The sequence below is a fragment of the Rhodovibrio salinarum DSM 9154 genome (assembly GCF_000515255.1).
Lineage (GTDB): Bacteria > Pseudomonadota > Alphaproteobacteria > Kiloniellales > Rhodovibrionaceae > Rhodovibrio > Rhodovibrio salinarum.
Map to the genome: position 1 here is coordinate 2,444,277 of NZ_KI911559.1, position 17,143 is coordinate 2,461,419.

17 protein-coding genes are annotated in these 17,143 nt (G+C 66.1%); 10 read left to right on the forward strand and 7 right to left on the reverse strand.

Annotated features, from left to right (window positions below):
• Nucleotides 1-83: 83 nt before the first annotated feature.
• From RHOSA_RS0111285 to RHOSA_RS0111300, 4 genes are all read right to left on the reverse strand, one after another.
• On the reverse strand, nucleotides 84-1,718 hold the full coding sequence (locus tag RHOSA_RS0111285; RefSeq protein ID WP_027288753.1) for an acyl-CoA synthetase: 1,635 nt from the start codon (nucleotides 1,716-1,718) through the stop codon (nucleotides 84-86).
• Nucleotides 1,719-1,834: 116 nt separating this feature from the next.
• Complete coding sequence (locus tag RHOSA_RS0111290) at nucleotides 1,835-3,883, reverse strand: ASKHA domain-containing protein (protein ID WP_027288754.1); 2,049 nt, start codon at nucleotides 3,881-3,883, stop codon at nucleotides 1,835-1,837.
• A 219-nt stretch (nucleotides 3,884-4,102) separates the two neighbouring features.
• Nucleotides 4,103-5,017, reverse strand: a complete 915-nt coding sequence (locus tag RHOSA_RS0111295) for a methyltetrahydrofolate cobalamin methyltransferase (protein WP_027288755.1) — start codon at nucleotides 5,015-5,017, stop codon at nucleotides 4,103-4,105.
• A 321-nt stretch (nucleotides 5,018-5,338) separates the two neighbouring features.
• Entirely contained in the window at nucleotides 5,339-5,683 is a 345-nt protein-coding gene (locus tag RHOSA_RS0111300) for a hypothetical protein (protein WP_027288756.1), read from the reverse strand.
• 239 nt (nucleotides 5,684-5,922) lie between these two features.
• Here RHOSA_RS0111300 and RHOSA_RS0111305 point away from each other — a divergent pair, with 239 nt between their 5' ends.
• The 7 genes from RHOSA_RS0111305 to RHOSA_RS0111335 all read left to right on the forward strand — a co-directional run bounded on the left by RHOSA_RS0111305 (nucleotide 5,923) and on the right by RHOSA_RS0111335 (nucleotide 12,347).
• Complete coding sequence (locus tag RHOSA_RS0111305) at nucleotides 5,923-7,776, forward strand: ABC transporter permease (RefSeq protein WP_437123668.1); 1,854 nt, start codon at nucleotides 5,923-5,925, stop codon at nucleotides 7,774-7,776.
• Complete coding sequence (locus tag RHOSA_RS0111310; protein ID WP_027288758.1) at nucleotides 7,773-8,543, forward strand: ABC transporter ATP-binding protein; 771 nt, start codon at nucleotides 7,773-7,775, stop codon at nucleotides 8,541-8,543. The genes RHOSA_RS0111305 and RHOSA_RS0111310 overlap by 4 nt, the downstream gene beginning before the upstream one ends.
• A complete protein-coding gene (locus RHOSA_RS0111315) occupies nucleotides 8,537-9,238 on the forward strand; it encodes an ABC transporter ATP-binding protein (protein WP_027288759.1) in 702 nt (233 codons plus the stop codon). Before RHOSA_RS0111310 ends, RHOSA_RS0111315 begins: the two co-directional genes overlap by 7 nt.
• Before the next feature lie 315 nt (nucleotides 9,239-9,553).
• On the forward strand, nucleotides 9,554-10,258 hold the full coding sequence (locus tag RHOSA_RS0111320) for a corrinoid protein (protein WP_027288760.1): 705 nt from the start codon (nucleotides 9,554-9,556) through the stop codon (nucleotides 10,256-10,258).
• A gap of 118 nt (nucleotides 10,259-10,376) precedes the next feature.
• Nucleotides 10,377-11,009: a DUF1638 domain-containing protein gene (locus RHOSA_RS0111325; protein ID WP_037256150.1), complete on the forward strand. Its 633-nt coding sequence runs from the start codon at nucleotides 10,377-10,379 to the stop codon at nucleotides 11,007-11,009.
• Nucleotides 11,010-11,056: 47 nt separating this feature from the next.
• Entirely contained in the window at nucleotides 11,057-11,362 is a 306-nt protein-coding gene (locus tag RHOSA_RS0111330; protein ID WP_027288762.1) for a virulence factor, read from the forward strand.
• Nucleotides 11,363-11,375: 13 nt separating this feature from the next.
• Nucleotides 11,376-12,347 carry a methylenetetrahydrofolate reductase gene (locus RHOSA_RS0111335; protein WP_081728666.1) on the forward strand — a complete coding sequence of 324 codons (972 nt, stop codon included), beginning with the start codon at nucleotides 11,376-11,378 and terminating at the stop codon, nucleotides 12,345-12,347.
• A 260-nt stretch (nucleotides 12,348-12,607) separates the two neighbouring features.
• Here the strand turns inward: RHOSA_RS0111335 and RHOSA_RS21995 are convergent, their stop codons facing one another.
• Together RHOSA_RS21995 and RHOSA_RS0111345 are read right to left on the reverse strand one after the other, a co-directional pair.
• Nucleotides 12,608-12,946 carry a hypothetical protein gene (locus RHOSA_RS21995; protein ID WP_051432061.1) on the reverse strand — a complete coding sequence of 113 codons (339 nt, stop codon included), beginning with the start codon at nucleotides 12,944-12,946 and terminating at the stop codon, nucleotides 12,608-12,610.
• Between the two features lie 145 nt (nucleotides 12,947-13,091).
• Nucleotides 13,092-14,330, reverse strand: coding sequence for an ABC transporter substrate-binding protein (locus RHOSA_RS0111345; RefSeq protein ID WP_051432062.1), 1,239 nt, complete (start codon nucleotides 14,328-14,330; stop codon nucleotides 13,092-13,094).
• A 301-nt stretch (nucleotides 14,331-14,631) separates the two neighbouring features.
• Between RHOSA_RS0111345 and RHOSA_RS0111350 the strand changes: the two genes are divergently transcribed.
• The 3 genes from RHOSA_RS0111350 to RHOSA_RS0111360 are packed head-to-tail and all read left to right on the forward strand — an operon-like array spanning nucleotide 14,632 to nucleotide 16,485.
• Nucleotides 14,632-15,072, forward strand: a complete 441-nt coding sequence (locus RHOSA_RS0111350) for a GFA family protein (protein WP_027288765.1) — start codon at nucleotides 14,632-14,634, stop codon at nucleotides 15,070-15,072.
• Entirely contained in the window at nucleotides 15,069-15,743 is a 675-nt protein-coding gene (locus RHOSA_RS0111355; RefSeq protein ID WP_027288766.1) for a 4Fe-4S dicluster domain-containing protein, read from the forward strand. Before RHOSA_RS0111350 ends, RHOSA_RS0111355 begins: the two co-directional genes overlap by 4 nt.
• 43 nt (nucleotides 15,744-15,786) lie before the next feature.
• Complete coding sequence (locus RHOSA_RS0111360; RefSeq protein WP_027288767.1) at nucleotides 15,787-16,485, forward strand: glutamine amidotransferase-related protein; 699 nt, start codon at nucleotides 15,787-15,789, stop codon at nucleotides 16,483-16,485.
• 72 nt (nucleotides 16,486-16,557) lie between these two features.
• Here the strand turns inward: RHOSA_RS0111360 and RHOSA_RS25755 are convergent, their stop codons facing one another.
• Nucleotides 16,558-16,899: a hypothetical protein gene (locus RHOSA_RS25755; RefSeq protein WP_200372034.1), complete on the reverse strand. Its 342-nt coding sequence runs from the start codon at nucleotides 16,897-16,899 to the stop codon at nucleotides 16,558-16,560.
• Nucleotides 16,900-17,143: the final 244 nt, after the last annotated feature.

Below are 17,143 nucleotides of genomic sequence, written 5' to 3' on the forward strand. Positions count from 1 at the left end.
GGCCCATCAGCGTGTCGTCTTACGTTCAAGTTTAGCCTAGCTGGCCGCGCCGCCCAGGGGCATGAGCGCGGTTTTTGTATCGATCACCCGGCCGGACACGCGTCCGCGCCGCGTTCGCGCAGGTCCTTACGCTTGATCTTGCCGGTGGCGGTCAGGGGCAGGGCGGGGACGTAGGCGATTTCGCGCGGGTATTCGTGGGCGGCGAGCCTGGTCTTCACATGGTCTTGCAGTGCGCAGGTCAGCGTGTCCCCGGCGTCGTGACCCGGGTTCAAGACGATAAACGCCTTGATCCGCTGCCCACGCAGTTCGTCCGGCACGCCGACCACCGCGACCATGGCCACGGCCGGGTGCGCGCCCAGGCAGTCCTCGACCTCGCCGGGGCCGATCCGGTAGCCGGCGGAGGTGATGACGTCGTCATCCCGGCCGACGAACCAGAGGTAGCCGTCTTGATCTGTGGTCGCGGTGTCGCCGGTCAGCAGCCAGTCGCCCGTGAACTTGGCCCGGGTCGCCTCCGGCTTGTTCAGGTATTCCAGGAACATCACCGGGTCGGGCGCCCGGATCGCTACGCGGCCTTCTTGGCCAGGCGGGAGCGGGTGCCCGTCGGCGTCCAGTACCGCAACCGTATGCCCAGGGATCGGCCGACCCATCGCGCCGGGGCGCACCGCCATCTGCCCGGCACAGTTGCCGACCACCAGATTGCATTCGGTCTGACCGTAAAACTCGTTGATCGTGAGCCCGAAGGCGTCACGCCCCCAGTCCAGCAGCTCCGCGCCCAGCGTCTCGCCGCCGCTGCCGATCGAGCGCAGGCGCACGCCGAACCGCTCGGCTGGTCGGTCGACCTGGCGCAGCATCTTGAGTGCGGTGGGCGGCATGAAGGTGTTGCGCACTTCCGTCGCCGCCATCAGGGCCAACGCCTGTTCCGGATCGAACTTGGCGAAGCGGTGCGCCACCACCGGCACGCCGTGGGCCAGCGCGGGCAGCAGCACGTCGAGTAGTCCGCCGATCCAGGCCCAATCCGCCGGTGTCCAGAAGCGGTCGCCCGGCTTGGGAAACATCTCGTGTGGAAACTCGACGCCTGGCAGGTGGCCCAAGAGTACCCGGTGAGCGTGCAGCGCCCCCTTGGGATTGCCGGTGGTGCCGGAGGTGTAAATCACCACGGCCGGCTCGTCGGCGGCCGTGTCGGCCGTCTCGAACCGGTCGCGCGCCCGTGTGAGCAGAGCTTCGTAGCCGTGCGCGCCCGGCGCGTCGCCGTGGACGGCGATCCAGTGGCGTAAGTCCGGGACCTGGTCGGCTATGGCCTGGACTGTCCCCAGCTCCTCGGCCGTGCCGATCAGGGCCTTGGCGCCACTGTCCGCCAGGCGGTAGGCCAGCGCGTCAGGGCCAAACAGAGTAAACAGCGGGATCGCGACCGCGCCCAGCTTGTAGACCGCGAGGTGCGCTTCCGCCGCCTCGACGCACTGCGGGAGTAGGATGCCCACCCGGTCACCGCGTGTGACGCCAAGCGCCTGCAGCGCGTTCGCCAGCTTATCCGCACGTTGACGCAATGTGCGGAAGCTGACCGCCTGCACTCCCGCATCGCGACATCGAATCAGCGCCGGCGCATCCGGTGTCGCCGCCGCCCAGCGGTCGCAGCAGGCTTCCGCGATGTTGTAGCGCGCGGGCATGTTCCAGCGGAAATCGCGCACCAGGGCGTCATACCCCTGCACGTCGGGCAGCATGGCGCGAGGCCTCCCCAAGGCCGGATCGTTCGTGTTCTTGGGGACAGGTCTAGCACCGGGGCGGGGCAGGTGGCGAGGTTAGGCGCATGGGCACAGCTTGCGTGCCGGCCCAGCCGTTAACCTGCCGCGCGGGCCCGGCGCCGACGGTTGGTGCGGGGCTCGCCGCCTTCCGGCGGGGCCGCTTTCTTGACCTCGGGCAGCGGCACGGACTGGCGCAGCTTGGGGTAGGGGGCGGTTGAGTGGGGGAAGCCCATCGCTTCCACAAAGTGCGCCTGGAACGCCGGCTCGACCGCCGTTTCGATCTTCTCGATCTGGCGCACCACCCGTTCGATCTCGGGTCGGGCGTTCTTGTTCAACAATGCGATCCGCGCGCCCGTACCGGCGGCGTTGCCGGCGGAACTGACTTTCGACAGGTCACAGTCCGGGATCAGGCCCAGGATCATCGCGTACTTGACGTCGATGTGGCTGCCGAACGCGCCAGCGAGCACGATCCGGTCGACGGACTCGATCTCCAACTGGTCCATCAGCAGGCGCGCGCCGGCGTAGAGCGCGGCCTTGGCGAGCTGGATCGCCCGGACGTCATTCTGGGTGATCCGGACTTCCGGCTCGCCCGCGTTGAGTAGGTAGGACCAGGTGCGTCCGTCCTTCTGGACCCTGTCGGTGCGTTCGGCGAGCGCGCCGTCGATCGTCCCGTCGGGCGCGATCACGCCGGCCAGGTACATCTCCGCCAACGCCTCGATGATGCCGGAGCCGCAAATGCCGGTGACGCCGATCTTGCGCACGGCCCGGCCGAAGCCCTCCTCGTTCGACCAGAGATCGCAGCCGATCACCTTGTAGCGCGGCTCCAGCGTCTCGGGATCGATGCGCACACGCTCGATCGCGCCGTTGGCGGCGCGTTGACCGCCGGAGATCTGCGCACCTTCGAACGCCGGGCCTGTGGGAGAGGAGGCGGCCAGCACGCGGTACTTGTTGCCAAGCAGGATTTCCGCGTTGGTGCCGACATCGACGATCAGCACCGTGTCCTCCGACAAGTGCGGACTTTCCGACAGCGCGACGCCGGCGGTGTCCGCCCCGACGTGGCCAGCGATGCACGGTAAGACGTAGACGCGGGCGTCACGGTGCAGGTTGATGCCCATCTCGCTTGCCCACAGCGTCAGCCCGGCGGAGGTCGCGAGCGCGAAAGGCGCACCGCCCAGTTCCGTTGGATCGATCCCGAGCATCAGGTGATGCATGATCGGGTTGCCGACGAAGGTCGCGTTCAGGATCTCCTCGCTCTTGATGCCGGCTTCGGCAGCCGTCTCGGCGATCAGTTCGTTCATCGCCTCGCGGACCGCGACGGTCATCTCGCCCGCGCCGCCTTCGTTCATCATGGCGTAGGATACCCGGCTCATCAGGTCCTCGCCGAAACGGATCTGCGGATTCATGATGCCGTTGGAGGCCAGCACCTCGCCCGACTGCAGGTCGCACAGATGGGCGGCGATTGTGGTCGAGCCGACGTCGACCGCCAGGCCGTAGGCACGGTCGTGGAAGCCGGGCCAGATCGCAGTGATTCGCTTGCCCATGTGGACCGCGACCGTGACCTTCCAGTCGCCTTCGCGCAGGACCTTCTGCAGCCACTGGATTGTATAGAGGTCGCAATCCTCCAGGTCGTGCAGGTCCCACTGCGCTTCCAGCGCGGCGTAGAGCCGTTCCAGGTCGCCCGTGGGCTTGTGCATGTCCGGCTGCTCGACCTCGACGTAGTGCAGCCGCACCGCCGGATCGAGCACGATATCGCGCGCCTCCGCCCGCTTGCGCACGACCTGCTTGTGCACCTGCGCATCGGCCGGAATGTCGACGACGACATCGTCCAGGATCTGCGCCTGGCAGGATAGGCGGCGTCCCGCCTTGATCGGCCGGCGGCGGGCACGCGCGTTGTATTGCGTCTCCGTCTCGGACCAGGCGGAGACGTGATCGGCCGAACTTTCGATGCCGTGCTTGGCGAACCGACCCTCGCCGATCGTGCACTGACAGCGCCCGCATAGGCCGCGCCCGCCGCAAACGGAATCGATGTCCACGCCCAGCTGACGTGCGGCGGTCAGCACGGGCGTCCCCTTCTCGAACCGGCCGCGCCGGCCGGATGGAGTGAACACGATCAGCGCGGTGTCGGTCTGTACGCTTTCGGCCATCCTGGTTCTCTCGCGTCGATTGGCGCCCGCGACGGACGCGCGACCACCTCACCCTTTTCCTCGCTTCCCAGCGGCGCCAAGGACCCGGCCGAGACATCGATGCTGGTTTTTTTCAGCAGGGATGGCGGCAGCCAAAGTTGGTGCCCCCTCATCCAAATGGGAGGAGAGGGCTCGGGAAGGGGGAGGTGGCCCGCAACGTTGTCCGCAAGAACGGCCGGCTTAGCTCGCGCGGCGGCGACGGCGTTCGCGACGGTCCTCACGACCTTCGCCACCGCTGGCTTCGGCTTGCGAGGGCTCGCGGTAACGCTTGATCCAGCGCAGGCAATCCTGGTCCGTGCCCATCAGCACGTCCGCGGCCAGGATGCCCTGCATTTCCGGCTCGTGCAGCGGGTTCATGATCGCCGAGGTCATGCCGTTACTGGACGCCATCGCCAGGAACGCCGCGTTCAGGCCGTGCCGGTTGGGCAGACCGAACGAGACGTTCGACGCGCCACAGGTCGAGTTGACATCAAGCTCGTCGCGCAGGCGGTTGAGGATGTGGAACACCTGCCGGCCGGCCTGACCCAGCGCGCCGATCGGCATGACCAGCGGGTCGACCACGATATCCTCTTTCGGGATCCCGTGGTCCTGGGCGCGCTGGACGATCTTCTTGGCGACCTCGAAGCGCACGTTCGGGTCTTCCGAGATGCCGGTCTCGTCGTTTGAGATCGCCACCACCGCGGCATTGTATTTCTTGATCAGCGGCAGGACCTGTTCAAGGCGCTCGTCCTCGCCGGTCACCGAGTTCACCAGCGGCTTGCCCTGATAGACCTCGAGCCCGCGTTCTAGCGCCTCGACGATCGAGCTGTCGATCGACAGCGGCACATCGGTCAGCTCCTGTACCAGCTTGATTGTCTGCGCCAGAATGGCCGGCTCGTCGGCCAGCGGAATGCCGGCGTTGACGTCTAGCATGTGCGCGCCGGCCTGGACCTGCGCGGCGACATCGCGTTCGACCGTGGAGAAGTCGCCGTCGGCCATTTCGGCCGCCAGCTTCTTCCGGCCCGTCGGGTTGATCCGTTCGCCGATGATGCAGAACGGCTGATCGTTCCCGATCACGACCTTCTTTTTGTGGGAGGTGACGACGGTGTGGGCCATCTGTGGGGCGGCTCCATGGCTTGGGGCGCGTGTCTAGGGCGTGTTGGTGCAGCCGCGTGACCGGATAAGGTCGCTGCAGCTACACCTATCAGGCGCCAGAGATCGCCCTGCGGCTTCCATGGGTGCGACATCTTCTCGCTAAAGACCGTCGCGGGACAGCGTTTGCGTGAGTCAAAACAGGCAGCGCCGAAGACATCGATGCCACGCGCCGTCAGGCACACATCGACATGCCGGCCCGTCGATACGCTTAGGGCCGCCGGCTCAGAACGCGGCCGTCGGACTTACCGAAAGATGTCTATAGAGGCTGAAGCGCCAGGTGCCTTATCGCCGCCGGGCCCCGGCTTCGCCGTAGTACACAGACAGGGCCGTTTCGCGCGTTGACCCTTCCTGGACCACGCCGTCGACACCGGCGTCGCCGCCAAGCTGCTTCGACTCATCGGGGGAGACCCGCTGCACCCAATACAAATTGGCATCGGCGAAACCGCCGCGGAAGCTGCGGGTTTCGTTGCCGACCGAGCCGTGAACGGCGCTGGGCACCTCGCGGTCTGCGATCACGCGCGCCATCGTCGACGACGGGGCGCGGACGACCAGGCCATCGCGAATCTGGCGGTCCTGCCAGCGGCTGTCCCGGGGATCGGCAACGGGGATGAAACGCCAAAGCGGCATGGGCTGCGGCTCCTCGGCTGGACCGGGTGCGCCCAGTCGGTTGGCGACGGGCGCGGCGGGACGCCCCCTGCGCATAGCGTGCTTACGCGCGCGGAGCAAGCTGTGTAGTCGCGTTGGGCGATGCGACCGACTGTGCTGACCGCATTGCACGTTGGCGGGTGCGACAACGCATGCCGGGCGAAAAACCCCTGTCAGAGCCGCGTCTGATCGCTAGTCTTCGGCCCATGGAGTTCCTCTTCGTGCAGTTTCTGACCGGCTTGGCCAGTGCATCGGCCCTGTTCCTGGTCGCCTGTGGGCTGTCGATCATCTTCGGCGTGACCCGAATCGTGAACTTCGCGCACGGCTCCTTCTTCATGGTCGGGGCCTACGGCGCGTACTCGCTCTCGGGCGCGTTAATGCCGTTGCTGGGCGGGCTTGGCTTTTGGCTGGCGCTGCCGCTGGCGGCACTTGGTGTCGGGCTGCTCGGCGCGCTGGTCGAAGTCACGGTGTTGCGCCGGCTGTACCGCTCGCACGAGCTGTTTCAGCTGCTGGCGACCTTCGGCCTGGTGCTGATAATCAAGGACGCGACGCTAATCACCTGGGGACCGCAGGACCTGTTGGGCCCGCGCGCCCCCGGGGCGGGCGGTGCGATCGCCGTGCTGGGTGAACGGATCCCGGAATACGACCTGGTGCTGATCGCCCTCGGGCCGCTGGTGCTCGGGCTGCTGTGGCTGCTGTTCCATCGCACGCGCTGGGGCGTATTGGTCCGCGCGGCGACCCAGGATCGGGAAATGGTGGGCGCGCTCGGCGTCGACCAGAAGAAGCTGTTCACCGGCGTGGTGTTCCTCGGCTCCGCGCTTGCGGGTCTGGGCGGGGCCGTGCAGATTCCGCGCGAGGCCGCCAACCTCAACATGGACCTCAACATCATCGCGGAGGTGTTCGCGGTGACGGTGGTGGGCGGCATGGGCTCGATCGTCGGGCCGTTCCTGGCCGCGCTGCTGGTCGCGCAGTTGAACGCTTTCGGCATCCTGATCCTGCCGGAAATCTCGATCGTGCTGCTGTTCCTGGTGATGGCGATCGTGTTGGTGCTGCGCCCGCAAGGCCTGCTGGGCCGCAAAGAGCTCGCCGGCAGCGCCACCCACGGTGCCCCGGAAAGCCCGCTGCGGCCGGAAGGGTGGGGGCTCGGCCTAGCCGGCCTGAGTATCCTGCTGGCGCTGGCTGCGTTGCCTGCGGTCGCTGGCGGCTATGTCCTGTCGGTGGCGAGTGAGATCTTGATCTTCGCGCTGTTCGCCGCCTCGCTGCAGTTCCTGATGGGCGTGGGCGGGATGATCTCGTTCGGTCACGCCGCGTATCTGGGTCTTGGCGCTTATGCGGTCGGCCTGTCGGTGACCCACTGGGATGCGCCGATGACGGGGGCGCTCGCCCTGGCCCCGATCGGTGGGGCGATTGGGGCGCTGTTGTTTGGCTGGTTCTGCGTGCGTCTGTCTGGGGTTTATCTGGCGATGCTAACACTCGCCTTCGCACAGATCGCCTGGTCGGTCGCCTTCCAGTGGGTTGACGTGACGGGCGGCGACAACGGCCTGCTCGGCCTTTGGCCGGCGCGCTGGGCGAGCGACCCGGCCGCCTTCTACTGGCTGACCCTTGGACTGGTCGCCACGGCGGTGGTGCTGCTGCGCCGGATCGTCTTCGCGCCGTTCGGCTACGGTCTGCGCGCGGCGCGCGACAGCACGCTTAGAGCAGAGGCGGTGGGCATCCACACCCGCCGGCAGCGCTGGGGAGCCTTTACGCTCGCCGGCGCGTTCGCTGGACTCGCGGGCGGGCTCTATGCCTTCGCCAAAGGCAGCGTGTTCCCGGAAGTGCTCTCGATCCCGACCTCGCTCGACGCGCTTGTGATGGTGCTACTGGGCGGCGTGCAGACGCTGGCCGGTCCGCTGGTCGGCGCGGCGGTGTTCGATGGCCTGCAGACCTGGCTGATGAGCGAGACGGACTATTGGCGCGCGATCGTCGGGACCGGTGTGATCGCATTGTGTATCGCCTTCCCGCGTGGCCTTGTCGGCAATCTGCGCGCGCTCCAGGAAAACCGGCGCGAAGCCGGACAAGGGGCTTCCGCATGAGCCAGCCGGTGCTGGAAGCGGAAAACCTTGCCAAGCGGTTTGGCGGCGTGCGCGCGGTCGACGACGTCTCGCTCGCCCTTGCCGCCGGCGAGGTGCTGGCGATGATTGGCCCGAACGGAGCCGGCAAGTCGACCTGCTTCAACTTGCTGAACGGACAGGTGCGCGCGGATGGCGGACACGTCCGTTTGCATGGCCGCGAGATCACCGGCCTGCCGCCACGCAAAGTCTGGCGCCTGGGGGTTGGCCGAACCTTCCAGGTCGCTGCGGTGTTTGCTTCCATGACGGTTCTAGAGACGGTGCAGGTGGCCTTGCTGTCGCGCGACCGGCGGCTCTGGCGCTTATGGCGGCGCGCGAACCGCCACATGCCGGGGCGCGCGCGCGAGCTGTTGCGCCAAGTCGGCATGGACTGGGCGGCGGAGCGCACCTGCGGCACGCTTGCCTATGGCGACGTCAAGCGGGTCGAGCTCGCCATCGCGCTCGCCAACGATCCGACCGTCCTGCTGATGGACGAGCCGACGGCCGGTATGGCGGCGGAGGAACGCGGCCAGTTGATGGCGCTCACCCAGCAGATCGCCCGGACCCGCAAGATGGCGGTGCTGTTCACCGAGCACGACATGGACGTCGTGTTCGGTCATGCCGATCGCGTGCTGGTGCTGCACCAGGGTCGGGTGCTGGCCCACGGAACGCCGACAGAGGTCAGGGGGGAACCGGAGGTGCAGCGGGTTTACCTCGGTGAGCCCAACGCTGCGGAGATTCCAGCATGCTGAAGGTGCGCGACCTCGATGTCTTTTACGGCCGGGCGCAAGTGCTGTTCGGTGTCGGCTTCGAGGTGCCGGCGGGCGGCGTGACGGCGCTGATGGGCCGCAACGGGGCGGGCAAGTCGACGACGATGAAGGCGCTGATGGGGCTAGTGCCGTCAGCGCGCGGGGAGGTCTCGCTGGATGGCCGGCGGATCGACGGTTGGCCGCCGTTCCGGATCGCGCGCGCCGGCCTCGGTTATGTCGCGGAGGAACGACGCATCTTCCCGGACATGACGGTTGCGGAGAACCTGGAGGTCGGTCGACGCGATCCAGCCGACGGCCGCGCACCCTGGACGGTCGCGGAGGTCGAGCGGCTGTTCCCCAATCTGGCGCAGTTGCGTGACCGCCGGGCAGGGCAGACCAGTGGGGGCGAGCAGCAGATGCTGGCGGTCGCACGCACGCTGATGGGCAATCCCCGCCTGCTGCTGCTGGACGAGCCGTCCGAGGGGTTGGCGCCGGTGATCGTGCAGCAGATGGCAGCGGCGGTGCGCGCCCTGAAAGCCGGTGGCGTCACGGTGTTGCTGAGCGAACAGAACCTACGTTTCGCCGGCGCGGTGGCGGATCGGGCGGTGGTGCTGGAGAAGGGCGCGGTGCGTTTCTCGGGCGTGATGGCAGAACTCGCCGAGGATGCGGAACTGCGCCGGGCGTATCTCGCCGTGTAATCGTGCTCTTCGAATCCAGAACGGTGCGGATGGATTAACAGGTTGTCTTCGATCGCCCATGTATTGTTAATGCGATATTAAGGTGCAATGCCCCGGCGTGCACGGTCACTTGCGTGTCTATGTCACCCGCCAGGGTCATGAGTCGCGCGCATCTGCCGCATTGCATTCCGGAGCGGGCGGAAACCTGCGGTTTGTCGCTTTTCGAATACGCAAAGTCGCGGCAACGCCAGCCACGCGACCCGCTTTACCTGCCAAATACAAATAAGGTCGTCGGATGATGCACGACCAGCAACTGGCGAACCACGGGGTTTGAGGATGAGCGACGCTGATGATCTCGATCTGCGCGAGCTGGACGACGAAGAGCTGGTCAAGCAGATCCAGGACGATCTTTACGACGGCCTGAAAGACGAGGTCGCCGAAGGGGTCAATATCCTGCTCGAGCGCGAGTGGGAACCCTACAGCATCCTGACCACCGCGTTGGTCGAGGGCATGCGCATTGTCGGCGTGGACTTCCGCGACGGCATCCTGTTCGTGCCCGAGGTGTTGATGAGCGCGAACGCCATGAAGGCGGGCATGAATATCCTGCGCCCGCTGCTGGCGGAGAGTAACGCGCCCAAGATGGGTAAGATGGTAATCGGCACCGTCAAGGGCGACATCCACGACATCGGCAAGAACCTCGTCACCATGATGATGGAGGGCGCCGGCTTCGAGGTGATCGACATCGGGATCAACAATCCGATCGAGAACTACCTCGACGCGCTCGAGGAGCATCAGCCGGATATCCTGGGGATGTCGGCGCTGCTGACCACGACGATGCCGTACATGAAGGTTGTCATCGACGGCATGAAGGAGCGCGGCATCCGGGACGATTACATCGTCATGGTCGGCGGCGCGCCGCTGAACGAGCAGTTCTCGGAGGCGATCGGCGCCGACGCGTACTGCCGCGATGCCGCGGTCGCTGTCGATACCGCGAAGCAGTTGATGCACCGCCGGCATAACCAGATGGCGGCCGCGCAGTAAGCGTCATTCCCTCGACTGGCCGTCGTGTCCGGATAGACCGGCGCGACGGCCGGTCACCCGGCTCCCTAACATGATATTCAGCCGCCCGCGGCCCCGTGGGCGGTCCGCGAGGCAGGTCATGATCGACGCCGCCACCGGGACAGTGCATGCCAGCGCCGGCCAGGATCGGCCGCGCACGCTGCTGATCGGGTGCGGGGCCTTGGCCCGCGAAATCCTGGCCCTGATCGAGCGCGAGGGCTGGGATCACATGGAGCTCACCTGCCTGCCGGCGATCTGGCACAACACGCCGGGCAAGATTCCCGGAGGTGTGCGCGAGAAGATCCGGGCCAACCGCGATGTCTATGACCGGATTTTCTGCGTCTACGCCGACTGCGGTACCGGCGGGGAATTAGACCGTGTTCTCGAAGAAGAGGGCGTCGCCCGCCTGCCAGGTCCACACTGTTATGCGACCTATGCCGGACAGGGCAGTTTCGCGGCGATGGCCGAGCGCGACCCGGCCTGCTTCTACCTGACCGATTATCTGGTTCGTCACTTCGATCGGCTGATCGTCGAGGGGCTCGGCCTCGACCGGTTCCCGGAGTTGTCGGAGATGTACTTCGGGAACTACACGACACTGGTCTACCTGGCGCAGCAGGACGATAGCGCGCTGGACCGCCAAGCCCAGGCAGCGGCGGCTCGCCTGGGGCTGGCCTACCGCCGCGAGATGACCGGCTACGGCGAGCTCGAACGCGAACTGACAAGAGTTTCTTAAGAAAAATGAGTCCCCTACAAGGACTCGGGAAGTCGAAAGGCGACGCAATGGCGCAAATGACAGTCGTCTATTGGCGGGATATTCCTGCCCAGGTGATCGTTAAATCGGGGCGTAAGTCGGCGAAGCGCCAGCTGCCGGAGCGGTTTGAAACGGCAATCGACCGCGCGGCGATGAAGGCGAAGCTGCGCGAGACCGACGACTATCTGGCCCACTGGGCGCGCGGCGCACCACACGAGGTGGGCGACGACCTGGAGGCGGAAGCCGCTGCGGCGGCGGCACGCCTTGATGAGACTTACGACGAAGATCGACTGAAAGCCCTAGTCGCCGCCGGCGGCGTCGAACCGCAAGCGTGAAGGACCGCGCGCCATGACCCTTCTGGAGACCAGCACCGCCTCCGATGCCGCCACGGCGACCTACAGTTCGCAGGCCCCGCGCTCGCGCCGTGAGCAGATCGTCGACTTCATGACCAACTATTCGATCGAGACGACACCGGGCGGTGCCTCGAAGATCGACGACTTCCGCGACCACTTGCCGGTCGGAACCAAGGTCGCCGTAACGTTTCTGCCGGGCAGCGACTGGCGCGACACGGTCGCGACCGCCAAGCGCCTGCGCAACGAGGGGATGGAGCCGGCCCCGCACGTGGCCGCGCGCTCCCTACCGGACACCAAGACCTTGGACGAATACGTCCGGCGGCTGGTCGGCGAAGCCGGGGTGAAACAGGTGGTTGCGCTTGCCGGCGCGGTCGACCGCCCGATCGGCGATTTCGTTGACTCCATGCAACTGCTGGAAACCGGGGTTTTCGACAGACACGGGATTTCGAAGATCGGCGTTGCCGGCCACCCGGAAGGCAGTCCGGATATTCCGGAACAGGCGATCTGGCAGGCCCTGCGTTGGAAGCAGGGGTTCGCCGAGCGGACAGATGCCAGCATGTACATCTGCACCCAGTTCGTTTTCGAGTCCCAGCCGATCATCGACTGGGACCGCCAGATCCGCTCTGAGGGCATCCATCTGCCGGTGCACATCGGCGTGCCCGGCCTGGCCACCCTCAAGACACTGATCAACCACGCCCGGGCGTGCGGCATCGGCGCCTCGATGCGCTTTTTGACCCGGCAGGCGAAGAACGTCACCAAGCTGATGACGGTGAACGCGCCGGATACGCTGGTATCCAACTTGGCGCACTATGCCGAGACCGATCCTGAGTGCGGGATCAAACGCGTCCACATGTATCCGCTGGGCGGCCTCAAGAAGTCTGCCGCCTGGTCCAACGCGGTCGCCGACGGCGACTTCCAGATGCACCGCGACGGCGTCGGCTTCACGGTCAACCGCGAAGTGGCTTAAGCAAGCGCCCACGCCTGTTGGGGCCTGCGACTAAGACGAGGGGAGAACTCCGCGGCGCTGTCCGAGGGGGCTCCCCTCATCTGTCGTCCTCTCAAAAGAGAGGCATCCGCTGGTACCGATATATCGGCCAGCGGTTTCGGTTTGTTGTATGAACCAAAACAAGCCAACAACTTACCAGCCCGCGCGAAGGATATCCGGCGGGCCAGAAAAGCTGTTGGCTTGGTTCGAAGCCGTTACGGCCGCAGCCGAACCGGGCGGACTTACTGGTCGCTGCCCTGGTCGTTCGCGGCCCCGTTGGCGTTGTTCGTGCCCTCTTCCCCAGGGGTCAGGCTGAACACCGCGTCGGTGGCCTGCGGCTCGTGCGCCTGCAAGGCATTGCGGTTCTCGTCCGTCCACTGCGCGACCTGGACCGCTGTGGCCTGGCTTTGGGCAGTGTCTTCCTGCGGGGTTTCGAGGATGTACAGCCCGCGGTCGTCGACATAGAAGGTGTGATCGCCGAAGTTTTCCTTCAGCTGATCCATCGCGGGATTGTCCTCGGGGATCGGCTGCAGGCCGGTCTGTTCCTCGACCGCCTTCACCTGGTTATCGGACAGCTTCATCGCGTGCTCCGGAGCGTTCTCTTGGATCGGGATTGGAGCGCGTCACGCGTTGCCGGCACACGCCGCGCCTATGCCAAGGATGAGGACGTGACCGGACGGTTTCAACCGGGCACGGGATAGAAATTCCGCGCCCGGGGATCGACCGTCAGCTGCCCTGTGGTCGCCACTCCTTTACCTGATCGGCTGGCGGGAGGTAGTCCGCGCCGTCCTTGTATGTCCAGTCGATAAGCTGACCGCGGCTGTCCAACGCCTTCGTCTTGCCGACGAAAGTTCCCATGGTGGATTGCTGGTCGCTCGCCCGGAAGGTGATCTCGCCGAATGGGGAGGGTAGGGACAGGCCGCGCATCGCTTCCGCGACGGCCGCACTGTCGGTCGTCCCGGCTTTTTCAATCGCCTTGGCGAGAGCCTTGAGCGATGTGTAACCGACTACCGAGCCCATCCGGGGCGGCGCGTCGAACCGCGCCTCGTAAGCTTCGCGAAAAGCGGTGTGCCGCTCGGTATCGAGCGTGTCCCAGGGATAACCGGTCACGATCCAGCCCTCGGGCACGTCGCTGCCCAGCGGGTTCATCCACTCCGGCTCCCCGGTCAGCAGCGAGACCACCTGGCGATCTTCGAACACGCCGCGGGTGGTGCCCTCGCGCACGAACTTCACGAGGTCGGATCCGAAGGTGACGTTGAAGATCGCATCCGGTTCCGCGCGGTCGATCGCCTGCGTGACCGCGCCCGCGTCGATCTTAAACAGCGGTGGCCATTGCTCGGCGACGAACTCGACGTCGGGGCGCCGTTCTTTCAACAGCTTCTTGAACGCTTCGACCGCCGATTGGCCGTATTCGTAGTTCGGCGCGACCACCGCCCAACGCTTGGCGTCCAGCTTGGCGGCGCGCTCGGCCAGCATCGCCGCCTGCACATAGGTGCCCGGGCGCAGACGGAACGTGTAGGCATTTCCTTTCTGCCAGGCGAGCGCGTCGGTCAGGGGTTCGCTGGCCAGGAACAACGTTTCGTGCTGGGCAGCGTAATCGCTGATCGCGAGCCCGACGTGGGACAGCAGTGCGCCCATCAGCATCGACACGCCTTCCCGGCGGACCAACTCGTTGGCGACCGTCAGCGCGTCACCGGGGGCACCGCCATCGTCCCGGCTGATCACCTCGATCGGCCGGCCCAGAACGCCGCCGCTTTCGTTGATTTCCGTCAGCGCCAGCCTCCAGCCCTGACGATAGGGGATCGTGAAAGCCGGCAGATCGGTGTAGCTGTTGAGGTCACCGATCTTGATCGGCTCTTGCGCGCCCGCTGACACGGGGCTGAGCGCCAGCGGGGCGGCCAGGGCTAGCGACGCGACCCTCGAAAGAGCACGTCCCAACGCACGACGACGGGTGATTCCGGCCAACTGTCAAACCCTCCCAGAGTTTTTCCAGAGTTTTCCCGTGGAAAACGGAATTGAGGACAAAGCTGGATTGCCCGGCACACCGGCGTCAAGCGCCTGTGACACAACAGCGCGCGCGTTGATCGGCAGCGATCGGATTCTTGCATGCTCAGATGTGCGCTTCGGCGCGGTCAGCGAAGCTGGACTCGCCTTGGGTGCGGCAAGCATTCTGTTTTGCTGTTCGGACTGAATCTTTCAGCTCAGCGCAAAGGCGTCATCTGTACGGCCGGAGTGGCGCCAACCTTCAGCAAGGGGACCTTCAGCCATGCGCGTGCGAACTGGCGGCTGCCTGTGCGGGGCGGTGCGCTATCAGATCGAAGGGCCGATGCGCCCGGTAATCGCCTGTCACTGCCGCGAATGCCGCAATCACAGCGGCCATTATCTTGCGGCGTCTCAGGCCGTTCGTTCGAACGTCGAGATTGTCGGGATCGACGCCGTCACCTGGTACCGGACGAGTGCGCTCGGCGAGCGCGGCTTCTGCAGTCGTTGCGGCAGCCCGCTGTTTCTGGATTGGGACAACAGCGACCGGCTGTCGATCGTGGCCGGCAGTTTGGACCAGCCGAGCGGCCTTGCCCTGATTGGCCACATCTACACTTCGGAACAGGGCGACTACTACGAGATCGCCGACGGTCTGCCGCAGCGTGAGAAGGGCTGCGACGGCGATCCCACAACCGATCTGTCCGGCAGTCCAGAGTGGGAGGCTTGAGCGTCTATCGCGAGCTGGCCGACGCGCTCGAAGGCCACGGACTGCTGCTGCGTGGCGGGTTCCAGGCGGCCCCGGACGATAGGTTGCCGGAAGGTTCCGGCACGGTGCTGATGGTCGGCAACGCCGGCCCGGCCCTGTGGCAGGTTTTTACGCAAGCACCTGAGGCGACGGACGGCCAGCCGGATGGCCTGGACCGCTGGACCCGTCGGGTGATGCACGAGTTCGCGACGGCGTTCGGCGCCCGCCCGGTCCTGCCGTTCGAGGGGCCGCCCTACGTACCGTTCCAGCGCTGGGCCCAACGGGCCGAAGCGGTGGCGCCATCCCCAATCGGTATCCTGATCCACCCGGATTACGGTCTTTGGCATGCCTACCGCGGCGCGCTGGTGTTCGCCCAAGCGCTCGACCTGCCGCCGGCGGACAAGCGGGGACGGCCGTGCGACAACTGTCCGGACGCGCCGTGTCTGAACACCTGTCCGGTGGGCGCCTTCACGCCGGACGGCTATGACGTCCACGCCTGCGCCACCCACATCGGGCAGCTGGACGGTCGTGAATGCGTCGATGGCGGCTGTCTCGCGCGTCGGGCCTGTCCGGTCGGGACCTCATACCAGTACACGCCTGCACAGGCGTCGTGGCACATGCAGGGCTTTCTCGGGGCCACCGGCTCGGGCTAGGGTGCCTGCGTTCCTCCCACAAGCCGAAGGACACTACGCGGGCATGCCCGGAAAAGCACTGCTGGTCATCCAGATGGACAAGGCGCGCGACGACCGCGTTTCCGCGTGGCTCACCCGCCATGGTTACGAACTGGACTACCGCTTCGCCGCCCACGGGGACGCGCTGCCAGATCCCGCCACGGCCGACCATGAGCTTGCGGTTGTCTACGGCGGCCCGCAGAGCGCGAACGAGACGGACGAGAAACCCTATCTCCAGGACGAGATCGAGTTCATCCGTGGCTGGTGCGACCGGGAGCGGCCGCTGCTCGGCCTTTGCCTAGGCGCGCAGCTTCTGGGCAAGGCGTATGGCGGGCAGGTCGGCCCGCATCCCGATGGGCTGAACGAGATCGGCTATGCCGACATCGCGCCGACCATGGCCGGGCGCGAGCTGATCCCAGAGCCGATGCGCGTGTTCCACTGGCATACCGAAGGCGTGGAGACCCCGCCCGACGGCGAGCGGCTGGCGGAAGGAGCGGTGTTCCCGAACCAGGCCTTCCGCCTGGGCGCGCATGCCTACGGCCTGCAGTTCCACCCGGAAACGACGGTCGAGATCTTCTCCAATTGGATTCAGGAAGCCGGTCACATGCTGGAGTGGCCCGGCGCCCAGCCAAAGGACGCGATCTTCGCCGACGCCAAGCAGTACGACCCCAAGCTTGCGCAGTGGCTGGACGGCTTTATGCAGCGGTGGTTGGGGGAGCGATAGCCCCTGAGCAGGCCCAGGCCGAGATTAGTACCTTAGGTTCAGAGTGTTACGGCCCGCACCCTAACGCCAACATTAAGCCGCATTTGGCATCGGCATGCGGCAGATCGGCCAGCGATTGCCAGCCCAGACCTGGAAACGACGACGCTGTCGGCGCAGCAGATGGACCTCATCCGACAGCACGATCAGACCAAGCGGCAGCATCCAGATGCCGAGTACCGGCAGGAACGCCAACAACCCGCCGATCACCAGCCCGATACCCAGACTGCGGCGGACCCAAGGATTGCGGTGGCGCTTCAGCCGGTAGACGAGGGCCACCACGCGGGTGGTGAGCTGCTCCAGCCAGCGCCCCATACGGGAGTGGCCGAACGGCATACGCCCCCAGACGAGATGGGCATTATTTTTCGAATCGCTCATATAGGAAGTCTGTTCCGAATAGCGGCGCGTGTGAAGATGGGGCGGGGTGAAAATCCTGTGTCATGGCGCAGTTGCCAGCGCTGGCAGACCCTTTTGTTCAGGCGCGTAACGACTCCGCCAGATGGGAAATAGACCGCGCATAGCACGGGCGCACAGCGGGGTATTTCGTCCACCGCCCCTTCACGCGCGTGTCCCGCTGGTCTATCACCGCGCCCGCCCGCAACCGCATCCGCAAGGACCCACG

Coding starts and splice junctions, on each gene's coding strand:
- RHOSA_RS0111315 (WP_027288759.1), top strand. CDS start 8,537: ATGCTGAAGGTGCGCGACCTCGATGTCTTTTACGGCCGGGCGCAAGTG.
- RHOSA_RS0111335 (WP_081728666.1), top strand. CDS start 11,376: ATGACCCTTCTGGAGACCAGCACCGCCTCCGATGCCGCCACGGCGACC.
- RHOSA_RS0111295 (WP_027288755.1), bottom strand. CDS start 5,017: ATGGCCCACACCGTCGTCACCTCCCACAAAAAGAAGGTCGTGATCGGG.
- RHOSA_RS0111360 (WP_027288767.1), top strand. CDS start 15,787: ATGCCCGGAAAAGCACTGCTGGTCATCCAGATGGACAAGGCGCGCGAC.
- RHOSA_RS21995 (WP_051432061.1), bottom strand. CDS start 12,946: ATGAAGCTGTCCGATAACCAGGTGAAGGCGGTCGAGGAACAGACCGGC.
- RHOSA_RS25755 (WP_200372034.1), bottom strand. CDS start 16,899: ATGAGCGATTCGAAAAATAATGCCCATCTCGTCTGGGGGCGTATGCCG.
- RHOSA_RS0111350 (WP_027288765.1), top strand. CDS start 14,632: ATGCGCGTGCGAACTGGCGGCTGCCTGTGCGGGGCGGTGCGCTATCAG.
- RHOSA_RS0111285 (WP_027288753.1), bottom strand. CDS start 1,718: ATGCTGCCCGACGTGCAGGGGTATGACGCCCTGGTGCGCGATTTCCGC.
- RHOSA_RS0111300 (WP_027288756.1), bottom strand. CDS start 5,683: ATGCCGCTTTGGCGTTTCATCCCCGTTGCCGATCCCCGGGACAGCCGC.
- RHOSA_RS0111310 (WP_027288758.1), top strand. CDS start 7,773: ATGAGCCAGCCGGTGCTGGAAGCGGAAAACCTTGCCAAGCGGTTTGGC.
- RHOSA_RS0111290 (WP_027288754.1), bottom strand. CDS start 3,883: ATGGCCGAAAGCGTACAGACCGACACCGCGCTGATCGTGTTCACTCCA.
- RHOSA_RS0111320 (WP_027288760.1), top strand. CDS start 9,554: ATGAGCGACGCTGATGATCTCGATCTGCGCGAGCTGGACGACGAAGAG.
- RHOSA_RS0111330 (WP_027288762.1), top strand. CDS start 11,057: ATGGCGCAAATGACAGTCGTCTATTGGCGGGATATTCCTGCCCAGGTG.
- RHOSA_RS0111325 (WP_037256150.1), top strand. CDS start 10,377: ATGATCGACGCCGCCACCGGGACAGTGCATGCCAGCGCCGGCCAGGAT.